We start from the raw sequence: 10,448 nt of genomic DNA on the forward strand, positions 1-10,448 counted from the left end.
GGGGCATAAATCTTGTGGTAGGCGGCGGTATTGGGCTGTGGGGCGGCCCATCACGTTTGTGGTGTGGAGGCTTTGGCTTTTGGGGGTCGCCCTAGTTGCACTCTCGTCTCCCACAACTGACGGTTCGATCTATATAACTGACGTCTCGACCAACGCCGGTGACGTCTCGGCCAACCTAGGTGACGCCTCGGCCGACGCGAGCGCCTTCTCGGCGATGCTCAGGCGTGCAGGGTGACCGGCTTGAAGGAGGGCCGGGTCGCCTCGTACGTGGCGATGTCGTCGTCGTGGGACAGCGTGATGCCGATGTCGTCGAGGCCCTCGAGGAGGCGCCAGCGGGTGTAGTCATCGATGTCGAAGGAGTCCTCGATGGCGTCGGGGCCCTCGCCTGCGCGGACGGTGCGCGACTCCAGGTCGACGGTGATCTGGGCGCCGGGGTTGTCGTCGAGGTAGTCCCACAGCTTCTGGACGACCTTCTCGTCGACCTTCGCCGCGAGCAGGCCGGCCTTGCCGGAGTTGCCGCGGAAGATGTCGCCGAAGCGGCTCGAGATGACGACGCGGAAGCCGTAGTCCATCAGCGCCCAGACGGCGTGCTCACGCGAGGAGCCGGTGCCGAAGTCGGGGCCGGCGACGAGGACCGAGGCCCCGGCATACGCCTCGTTGTTGAGCACGAAGGTCGGGTCGTTGCGCCAGGCGGCGAAGAGGCCGTCCTCGAAGCCGGTGCGGGTCACGCGCTTGAGGTAGACCGCGGGGATGATCTGGTCGGTGTCGACGTTGCTGCGGCGCAGCGGCACACCGGCGCCGGTGTGGGTGGTGAACTTGTCCATGTCAGGCCTCCACGAGAGTCAGGTCGGCGGGCGAGGAGAGGGTGCCGCGTACGGCGGTCGCGGCGGCCACCTCCGGCGAGACCAGGTGGGTGCGACCGCCCTTGCCCTGGCGACCCTCGAAGTTGCGGTTGGACGTGGAGGCCGAGCGCTCGCCGGGGGCGAGGGTGTCGGGGTTCATGCCGAGGCACATCGAGCAGCCCGCGCCGCGCCACTCGGCGCCGGCGTCGAGGAAGATCTTGTGCAGACCCTCCTCCTCGGCCTGGAGGCGCACCTTGGCAGAGCCGGGTACGACCAGGAAGCGGGTGCCGTCGGCGACCTTGTGGCCCTGGATGATGTCGGCGGCCGTACGCAGGTCCTCCATGCGCCCGTTGGTGCAGGAGCCGAGGAAGACGGTGTCGATGTGCACCTCGCGCATCGGAGTGCCGGCCTCGAGACCCATGTAGGTCAGGGCCTTCTCGGCCGCGATCTTCGCGTCCGCGTCCTCGAAGTCGTCGGGGCTCGGGACGGCGGCGCCCAGCGGGACGCCCTGGCCCGGGTTGGTGCCCCAGGTGACGAACGGGGTGACCTCGGCCGCGTCGAGGACGATCTCCTTGTCGAAGACGGCGTCCTCGTCGGTGACCAGCGACTTCCAGTGCGCGACGGCCTGGTCCCAGTCGGCACCCTTCGGAGCCTCGGGCTTGTCCTTGATGTAGGCGAAGGTCGTCTCGTCGGGGGCGATCATGCCGGCCTTGGCGCCCCACTCGATCGACATGTTGCAGATCGTCATCCGGGCCTCCATGGAGAGCTCACGGATGGCCTCGCCGCGATACTCCACGATGTAGCCCTGGCCACCGCCGGTGCCGGTCTTGGAGATCAGGGTGAGGATCAGGTCCTTGGCGCTGACGCCGTCGGGCAGGGCGCCGTTGACCGTGACAGCCATGGTCTTCGGCTTGTCCTGCATCAGCGTCTGGGTCGCCAGCACGTGCTCGACCTCGGAGGTGCCGATGCCGAAGGCGATGGCGCCGAACGCGCCGTGCGTCGAGGTGTGCGAGTCACCGCAGACGATGGTCATGCCCGGCTGGGTGAGCCCCAGCTGCGGCCCGACCACGTGCACGATCCCCTGCTCGGCGTCGCCGAGCGGGTGGAGACGTACGCCGAACTCCTCGGCGTTCTTGCGCAGCGTCTCGACCTGGGTGCGGCTGACCGGGTCGGCGATCGGCTTGTCCCAGTCGAGGGTCGGGACGTTGTGGTCCTCGGTGGCGATGGTGAGGTCGGGACGACGCACCTTACGGTTGGACAGACGCAGGCCCTCGAAGGCCTGCGGACTCGTCACCTCGTGGATGAGGTGAAGGTCGATGTAAAGGAGATCGGGCTCTCCCGCGGTCGACCGGACGACATGCTCGTCCCACACCTTCTCCGACAAGGTCCTGCCCATGACACGTTCTCCATCTGGCATCTTTGGTCTGTAGTGGCCGGTGGCGGTTCGAGCGTTGAATCGCAATGTCAGATCCGCCACTTCCAGTCTGCTTCTCCGAGCGTAACGTTGCATCTCAGGTTCTGAGAAGTTAGTCTTGCGATATGGACAGTTCCAGCGGTGTGGGCGTGCTCGACAAGGCCGCCCTTGTGCTCACAGCTCTCGAATCCGGCCCGGCGACCCTGGCCGGTCTGGTGGCCGGGACGGGTCTCGCCCGTCCGACCGCACACCGTCTGGCGGTCGCCCTCGAGCACCACCGTCTGGTCGCCCGCGACATGCAGGGCCGCTTCGTTCTCGGCCCGCGACTGGCCGAGCTGTCCGCCGCCGCCGGCGAGGACCGACTGCTGGCCACCGCCGGGCCCGTCCTGGCGCGCCTGCGCGACATCACCGGTGAGTCGGCGCAGCTGTGGCGACGCCAGGGCGACTTCCGCGTCTGCGTCGCCGCCGCCGAGCGCCCCTCCGGCCTTCGCGACACCATCCCCGTCGGCTCGCAGCTGACGATGCGTGCCGGGTCGGCCGCTCAAATACTGATCGCGTGGGAGGACCCCGAGCGCCTCCACCGCGGCCTGCAGAACGCCGCCTTCTCCGCCGCCGCCCTCTCCGGCATCCGCCGCCGCGGCTGGGCGCAGTCGATCGGCGAGCGCGAGGCCGGTGTCGCCTCGGTATCCGCTCCCGTCCGCTCCCCCGGCGGCAAGGTCATCGCCGCCGTCTCCGTCTCCGGCCCCCTCGAGCGGCTCACCCGCCAGCCCGGCAAGATGCACGCCCCCGCCGTCCTCGCCGCCGCCGACCGGCTCTCGGAGTCGCTGCGGCGCGCGGCCGCGGAGTAGCTGCTGTCACTCCAGCCCCAGGAATACCCGGTTGACCGGGTATCCCAGCGACCTCAGCCGCAGATCTCCCGCACCGCGTCGCGCACGGCCTTGAAGTCCTCCGTACGCGTCTGGTCCTCGGCCGACGCGACGATCACCGCCACGCTGTAGTCCTCGAAGAGCCGGGGCTCGGCGTCCTCGAGGTCACCCGCGACCAGCACGACCACACCGGCCGCGGTGCTCTCCGCGAACCGCACCGACCAGGTCGGCTGCTGGAGCCCGCCGACGCGTTCGATCGTGTCCTTCGCCTCGTCGCTCGACACGTCCTGGTCACATCTGACCCGGCCGTTGACCAGCAACGCGTTCTCGGTCTCGCTCCGGGTCTCACTGGTCGCGGGCTCCGCAGGTTCGGCAAGCTCCTCCGCGCCGCACGCGGCGAGAGTCGCGAGGAGCGCGGCAACCACCACCGACGTACGCCACAACTGCGGTCTCGGACGCCACAACTGCAGTCTCGGCATCAGAAGAGGACGCCGCTCTCCAGGCCCAGCAGCGTCGTCTTGCGGTCCAGTCCACCGGCGTAGCCGGTCAAGGAGCCGTCCGCGCCGACGACGCGGTGGCACGGGATGACGATGGGGATGGGGTTTCTGCCGTTGGCGAGCCCGACGGCGCGGGCGCCGTGGCCGGTCAGCGAGAGGCGGCTGGCGATCTGGCCGTAGGAGGCGGTCGTGCCGTACTCGATCTGCTGCAGCTGCTCCCAGACACGCGTCTGAAACGCGGTGCCCGAGGGCGCCAGCGGGAGGTCGAAGCTCGTCCGGTCACCCTTGAAGTACTCGGCGAGCTGCCGGGCACACTCCAGCAACAGCGGATCCGAGTCGGACCGCTCCCCGAGCACCCGGCCCTTGGCGTAGTCGGCCGGCATGAAGTCGATCGCGGTGATCGCACCGTCGTGCGCGACCAGCCGGAGCTCGCCGACGGGCGAGTCGATGAGAGTCCACATCACAGTTTCTCCAAGGCAGTCAGTGAGGTCCACAGGTAGAGCAGGGCGTACGAGCGCCACGGCCGCCACGCGGCGACATCCGCCGCGGGCGCACCGAGCACTTCCAGCGCTCGTTTGATGCCGACATCGGTCGGCAGGAAGACATCGGGATGGCCGAGAGCACGCAGCGCGACGTAGTCGGCGGTCCAGGGTCCGACCCCGGGCAGGCTGATCAGCTGCTCGTGCACGACGTCGCGGTCGGTGCCGCGGTCCAGCTGGAGCTCGCCGGAGGCGAGCGCCGCGGCCAGACCGGTGACCGCACGCCCACGCGAGCGCGGCATCGGCATGCCGGCCGGGTCGGCGGCGGCAAGGGCGTCCGCGGACGGGAACAGATGGGTGAGGCCGTCGATGTCGGTCGCGATCGGGCGGCCGTGCTCGGCGACGATCCCGGCCAGCACGGTGCGCGCACCGGCGACGGAGACCTGCTGCCCCACGATCGTACGCAGCGCCAGCTCGCCCCCGTCCACGGTGCCGGGCACCCGCAGTCCCGGCAGGGCCAGGGCCAGCGGGCCGATCACCTCGTCCCCGACGAAGACGTCGCCGACCGCACGCGGGTCGCAGTCGGCGTCGAGCAGCCGGCGGGCGCGTTCGACGGCGGCGGTGGTGTCGCGCAGGTCGGCGAGCTTGAAGGTCGCATGGACGAAGCCGGTCTCGCCCTCGGGGATGTCGGCGAGCTCGAGACGCAGTGTGCCGGGCCCGTTGGGCAGGTCGAGCGTCCGGGCGAACCACCGCCGCCCGCCGTCGACCCCGGCGACCTCGACGCCGGGCACCAGGTGATCGCGCAGGAACGCATGCAGCGCTCGGCCGGCGAACGGGGTGCGGACGGCGAGCCGCAGCGCGATCGTCCCATCGGCCCGGCGCCGCGACCCACGGCGCCCGCGCAGCTCGGTCGGCGAGGCCGCATAGACCTCGCGGACGGTGTCGTTGAACTGACGTACGCTCGAGAAGCCGGCCGCGAAGGCGATGTCCGCGAAGCCGAGCTCGGTGGTCTCGACCAGCGTCCGGGCGGTCTGCGCTCGGCGCGCCCTGGCCAGCGCCAACGGACCGGCGCCGAGCTCGGTGGTCAGCAGCCGGGTCAGGTGGCGCGGCGAGTAGCCGACCCGGCGAGCCAGCCCCTCGACGCCTTCCCGGTCGACGACGCCGTCGGCGATCAGCCGCATCGCACGCCCGGCCAGCGTCGCCGCCACATCCCACTCCGGGCTGCCCGGGGTGGCATCGGGGCGGCAGCGCTTGCAGGCCCGGTAGCCGGCCGCCTGGGCCGCCGCAGCGGTCCGGTGGAAGGAGACGTTCACCAGCGCCGGGGTCCGGGCCGGGCACGAGGGCCGGCAGTAGATCCCGGTCGAGGCGACCGCCGTGTAGAAGATGCCGTCGAAGCGCCGGTCGCGCGAACGAACAGCGCGGTAGCACGATTCGAAGTCGAGTCCGTTCACGCTCGTCGTCCCATCCATGTCCACCATGTTGCCGCGTTCGGAACGAAATTACGCGCGGTTTTCGGACAGTGCCTTCCTCATGGTTTCACAATGCCGTTACCTGAAGCAGCAACCTCTCGGCTCACTGGCGCGTACAACCTGTGTGGGCTGCACACGCAGACGGTCCGCTCAGGCGGACGGGCGAGGGAGGGTGATGAGGACCGAAACGAGGTCGGGGACACGTACGGTCGTGCTCACCGTGGTGGTCACGATGCTGTTCTTGGCGGTCGGCACCGGGATCGGCAGCTGGGCGTTCTACAGCCACCTCAACCGCAACCTCGGCTCCGGGGGCGACATCAACCACCTCCTCGACGAGCCGGAGACCGAGGACGAGGGCCCCAAGCAGCCGCTCAACATCTTGATCCTGGGCACCGACGGACGTGACTGCGACGGCTGCTCGATCGACGGCGAGGGTGGCTCCGGCGGCTCCGACAGCACGATCCTGCTGCACGTCTCCGCCGACCGGACCTCGGCCTACGGCGTCTCGATCCCCCGCGACGCGCTCGTCGACCGGCCGGAGTGCACCGCCGCGGACGGCACCACGATCCCCGAGGCGAGCGGCGTGATGTGGAACGAGGCCTACGCCGTGGGCGGCCCGATCTGCACCGCCCGCCAGACCGAGCTGCTCACCGGGATCCCGATCGACCACTACATCGCGCTCGACTTCGCCGGTTTCCGTGGGATGGTCGACGCCGTCGGCGGCGTCACGATCTGCATCCCGGAGGCGATCGACGACGAGGAGCACAACATCTTCCTGCCCGCCGGCACCCACAACCTGCGCGGCAAGCAGGCCCTCGACTACGTACGCAACCGCTCCTCGACCCCCAACGCCGACCTGGGCCGGATGCGACGTCAGCAGTACTTCCTCACCGCCCTCGCCACCAAGGTCCTCTCCGCCGGCACCCTGACCCGCCCGCGCCGCCTGGCCACGTTCGCGACCGAGCTCTCCAAGAGCATCACCACCGACATCGGCTCGGTCGCCGGGCTGGCTGACCTGGCCGGCGAGATGCGCGACCTGGATCCGTCGAGCATCGAGTTCGAGACCGTACCCAACCGGGCCTACCCCGCCGGCGACCCCAACTGGGGCCGTCTCGAGATCCTCCCGGCGGCCGACGAGCTGTGGGAGCGGATGCTCGATGACCGTCCGCTCCACGACACGACGGCCTCCGCGGCCCCTTCGCCCACGAGCTCTGCGACCCCGGGAAATCCCGAGGTCAGCGCCTCACCGGACGAGGTTCCGGCCGACTCGGTGAGCCCCGAGGACCAGGAGAAGGACGCCGCCGACAACGGCCTGTGCTCACCCGCCTAGGAGATTGCGCGGGCAGGGCCACCTGCTGCGCGCCGCGATACCGGCGCCCTGGCTGCGTTGTCACCTCTCGACGGTGCAACCAGACCGCCATCGAGGCTCCGCCTTGCCAGGACACCGGTCTCACGACGCTCGCGACGGCGCCCCTACCCGAACAATCTCCGAGTGTGATGTGATCCACTCTGGTCATGACCTACACCACGGTTCCCGTCGGGGTCGGTGCCCTCACCTTCGATCAGGTAGTCGCCGTCGCCCGTCACAACACCCCCATCACCCTGACCGACGAGTCGCTGACCGCGATGGCCACGAGCCGCGAGCTCATCGAGTCGCTGGCTCACGACACCCGGCCCCACTACGGCATCTCGACCGGTTTCGGCGCCCTGGCCAACACCTCGATCCCGCCCGAGCACCGCGCACAGCTGCAGGCCTCGCTGGTCCGTTCGCACGCGGCCTCCTCGGGCGCCGAGATCGAGAAGGAGGTCGTACGCGGCCTCATGCTGCTGCGTCTCTCGACGCTCGCCACGGGGCGGACCGGCGTACGCCCCGAGGTCGCCCAGACCTACGCCGCGCTCCTGAACGCCCAGATCACTCCGGTGATCGGTGAGTACGGCTCGCTCGGCTGCTCCGGCGACCTGGCCCCGCTGGCGCACTGCGCGCTCGCGGCGATGGGCGAAGGAGACGTACGCAACGCCGACGGCGACCTCGTCCCCGGCGCCGACGCGCTGGCGGCCGCCGGGATCACCCCGGTGCAGCTGCGCGAGAAGGAGGGGCTGGCGCTGATCAACGGCACCGACGGGATGCTGGCGATGCTCGTCCTGGCGCTCGCCGACCTCGACGACCTGGTCGCCACCGCCGACATCGCCGGAGCGCTCAGCATCGAGGGCCTCCAGGGCACCGACAGCGTCTTCGCCGAGGACCTCCAGGCCCTACGCCCGCACGCCGGCCAGGCGACCTCGGCGGCCAACATCCGTGCCGTCCTCGCGGGCAGCGGCATCGTCGCCGACCACCGCGGCACCGGGTTCACCCGGGTGCAGGACGCCTACTCGCTGCGCTGCGCGCCCCAGGTCCACGGCGCGGTGCGCGACACCATGACCCACGCCGCCCGGGTGGCCGAGACCGAGCTCGCCAGCGCGGTCGACAACCCGGTGGTCACGCTCGACGGCCGGGTCGAGTCCAACGGCAACTTCCATGGCGCACCGATCGGCTACGTACTCGACTTCCTGGCCATCGCCACCGCCGACCTCGCCTCGATCTCCGAGCGCCGCACCGACCGCTTCCTCGACAAGTCGCGCAACCACGGGCTGCCGCCGTTCCTCGCCCATGACCCCGGGGTCGACTCCGGGCACATGATCGCGCAGTACACGCAGGCCGGGATCGTCTCCGACCTCAAGCGCCTCGCCGTTCCGGCGTCGGTCGACTCCATCCCCACCTCCGCGATGCAGGAGGACCACGTCTCGATGGGCTGGAACGCCGCCCGCAAGCTCCGCCGCGCGATCTCCGGGGCGCAGCAGGTCGTCGCCATCGAGATCCTCACCGCCGCCCGGGCGATCGACATGCGCGCTCCCGAGCGTCCCGGCCCGGTGGGCGCCGCGCTGGTCGAGGAGATCCGCAAGCTGGTCCCTGCCCCCGGCCCGGACCGGTTCCTGTCCCCGGACATCAAGTCGGTCGTCGGCCTCGTCGCCGACGGCACCCTTCTTTCGCGTGCACGCTCGCTCGCTTCAGTGATGTGATGAGCGACATGAGCGAACCACGCACTGTCCGCGCACCGCACGGCCCCGAGATCACCGCCAAGAACTGGCAGACCGAGGCCGCCAAGCGCATGCTGATGAACAACCTCGACCCGGACGTGGCCGAGCGCCCCGACGACCTCGTCGTCTACGGCGGCACCGGCCGCGCCGCGCGCTCCTGGGAGGCGTACGACGCCATCGTCCGCACCCTCGACGAGCTCGAGGCCGACGAGACCCTGCTGGTGCAGTCCGGCAAGCCCGTCGGCGTCTTCCGCACCCACGAGTGGGCGCCCCGGGTCCTGATCGCCAACTCCAACCTCGTCGGCGACTGGGCCACTTGGCCGGAGTTCCGGCGGCTGGAGTCGCTCGGCCTGACCATGTATGGCCAGATGACCGCCGGCTCGTGGATCTACATCGGCACCCAGGGCATCCTGCAGGGCACCTACGAGTGCTTCGCCGCCATCGCCCGCAAACGGTTCGGCGGCACGCTGGCCGGCACCGTGACGCTGACCGGCGGCGCCGGTGGCATGGGTGGCGCGCAGCCGCTCGCGGTCACGCTCAACGGGGGCGTCGTGATCGTCGTCGACGTCGATGCGGCCCGTCTCCAGCGCCGTGTCGACCACGGCTACATGGACACCGTCGCGTCGTCGCTCGATGACGCCCTGGCCCAGGCCGAGGAGGCCAAGAAGTCCCGTACGCCGCGTTCCATCGGCCTCGTCGGCAACTGTGCCGCGGTCTTCCCGGAGATCCTGGCGCGCGAGGTCGAGATCGACATCGTCACCGACCAGACCTCGGCGCACGACCCGCTCTCCTACCTCCCGCTGGAATACACCGTCGAGGAGTGGGCCTCGCGGGCCGCGGAGGACCCGGACGACTTCACCGATAAGGCGCAGGCCTCGATGGCCAAGCACGTCGAGGCGATGGTCGGGTTCATGGCTCGTGATGCCGAGGTGTTCGACTACGGCAACTCGCTGCGCGAGGGCGCCCGTCTGGGCGGGTTCGCGAACGCGTTCGCCTTCCCCGGCTTCGTCCCCGCCTACATCCGACCGCTCTTCGAGGAGGGCCTCGGCCCGTTCCGCTGGGCAGCGCTCTCGGGTGACCCCGAGGACATCGCCAAGACCGACCGGGCGATCGTCGACCTCTTCCCCGAGAACGAGGGCCTCAAGCGCTGGATCACCCAGGCGGGCGAGAAGGTGCACTTCGAGGGCCTGCCGGCGCGGATCTGCTGGCTGGGCTACAAGGAGCGCCACCTCGCCGGGCTGAAGTTCAACGAGATGGTCGCCTCCGGAGAGCTCTCGGCGCCGGTCGTCATCGGTCGCGACCACCTCGACTCCGGCTCCGTGGCCTCGCCCTACCGCGAGACCGAGGCGATGAAGGACGGGTCCGACGCGATCGCCGACTGGCCGCTCCTCAACGCGCTGCTCAACACCGCCTCGGGTGCGAGCTGGGTCAGCATCCACCACGGCGGCGGCGTCGGCATCGGCCGCTCCATCCACGCCGGCCAGGTCTGTGTCGCCGACGGCACTCCGCTCGCCGCGGAGAAGATCGAGCGGGTCCTGACCAACGACCCCGGCACGGGCGTCATGCGCCACGTCGACGCCGGCTACGAGCACGCGCGCGATGTCGCTCGTGAGCGGGGACTCAACGTCCCGATGCTCGACGCCTGACCAATGTTCGCCTCGCCGAGTCGGCGCATCCTGACCACAACCCCCGCCGAGTCGGCTCGTCATGACGATCGCCTCCAGCCGCAACCCGTCCCGGATCGCTCCAGCCATCAAAGGCTCGTCCTCGACCACCAGCACCCGCATGCTCTGATCCTAGGTTGAT

9 protein-coding genes and 1 pseudogene are annotated in these 10,448 nt (G+C 70.3%); 4 read left to right on the top strand and 6 right to left on the bottom strand.

What is annotated here, in order from left to right; translation table 11 throughout:
- Positions 1-218: 218 nt before the first annotated feature.
- On the bottom strand, positions 219-824 hold the full coding sequence (gene leuD / locus ABZU72_RS28195; RefSeq protein ID WP_355022081.1) for a 3-isopropylmalate dehydratase small subunit: 606 nt from the start codon (positions 822-824) through the stop codon (positions 219-221).
- Between the two features lies 1 nt (position 825).
- Positions 826-2,238, bottom strand: coding sequence for a 3-isopropylmalate dehydratase large subunit (gene leuC / locus ABZU72_RS28200; RefSeq protein ID WP_355022082.1), 1,413 nt, complete (start codon positions 2,236-2,238; stop codon positions 826-828).
- 143 nt (positions 2,239-2,381) lie between these two features.
- Between leuC and ABZU72_RS28205 the strand changes: the two genes are divergently transcribed.
- On the top strand, positions 2,382-3,104 hold the full coding sequence (locus ABZU72_RS28205) for an IclR family transcriptional regulator (protein ID WP_008358359.1): 723 nt from the start codon (positions 2,382-2,384) through the stop codon (positions 3,102-3,104).
- A 53-nt stretch (positions 3,105-3,157) separates the two neighbouring features.
- Here the strand turns inward: ABZU72_RS28205 and ABZU72_RS28210 are convergent, their stop codons facing one another.
- From ABZU72_RS28210 to ABZU72_RS28220, 3 genes are read right to left on the bottom strand one after another with little or no spacing between them, the layout of a single operon-like run.
- Complete coding sequence (locus ABZU72_RS28210; RefSeq protein WP_355022083.1) at positions 3,158-3,601, bottom strand: hypothetical protein; 444 nt, start codon at positions 3,599-3,601, stop codon at positions 3,158-3,160.
- Complete coding sequence (locus ABZU72_RS28215) at positions 3,601-4,080, bottom strand: methylated-DNA--[protein]-cysteine S-methyltransferase (RefSeq protein ID WP_355022084.1); 480 nt, start codon at positions 4,078-4,080, stop codon at positions 3,601-3,603. Before ABZU72_RS28215 ends, ABZU72_RS28210 begins: the two co-directional genes overlap by 1 nt.
- A complete protein-coding gene (locus ABZU72_RS28220; protein ID WP_355022085.1) occupies positions 4,080-5,567 on the bottom strand; it encodes an Ada metal-binding domain-containing protein in 1,488 nt (495 codons plus the stop codon). Before ABZU72_RS28220 ends, ABZU72_RS28215 begins: the two co-directional genes overlap by 1 nt.
- A 175-nt stretch (positions 5,568-5,742) precedes the next feature.
- Between ABZU72_RS28220 and ABZU72_RS28225 the strand changes: the two genes are divergently transcribed.
- The 3 genes from ABZU72_RS28225 to hutU all read left to right on the top strand — a co-directional run bounded on the left by ABZU72_RS28225 (position 5,743) and on the right by hutU (position 10,288).
- The gene (locus tag ABZU72_RS28225) at positions 5,743-6,897 is read left to right on the top strand and encodes an LCP family protein (protein WP_355022086.1); all 1,155 of its coding nucleotides are present in this window, start codon (positions 5,743-5,745) and stop codon (positions 6,895-6,897) included.
- 185 nt (positions 6,898-7,082) lie between these two features.
- Positions 7,083-8,624 (top strand): histidine ammonia-lyase, encoded by a 1,542-nt coding sequence (gene hutH, locus ABZU72_RS28230; protein ID WP_355022087.1) that lies wholly within the window; start codon positions 7,083-7,085, stop codon positions 8,622-8,624.
- A gap of 8 nt (positions 8,625-8,632) precedes the next feature.
- Positions 8,633-10,288 (top strand): urocanate hydratase, encoded by a 1,656-nt coding sequence (hutU, locus tag ABZU72_RS28235; protein WP_355022088.1) that lies wholly within the window; start codon positions 8,633-8,635, stop codon positions 10,286-10,288.
- 66 nt (positions 10,289-10,354) lie between these two features.
- Here hutU and ABZU72_RS28240 read toward each other — a convergent pair.
- Positions 10,355-10,429 (bottom strand): annotated as a pseudogene (locus tag ABZU72_RS28240) (response regulator transcription factor); the annotation flags it as partial.
- Positions 10,430-10,448: the final 19 nt, after the last annotated feature.

This window comes from Nocardioides sp. NPDC004968, from assembly GCF_040608935.1.
Lineage (GTDB): Bacteria > Actinomycetota > Actinomycetes > Propionibacteriales > Nocardioidaceae > Nocardioides.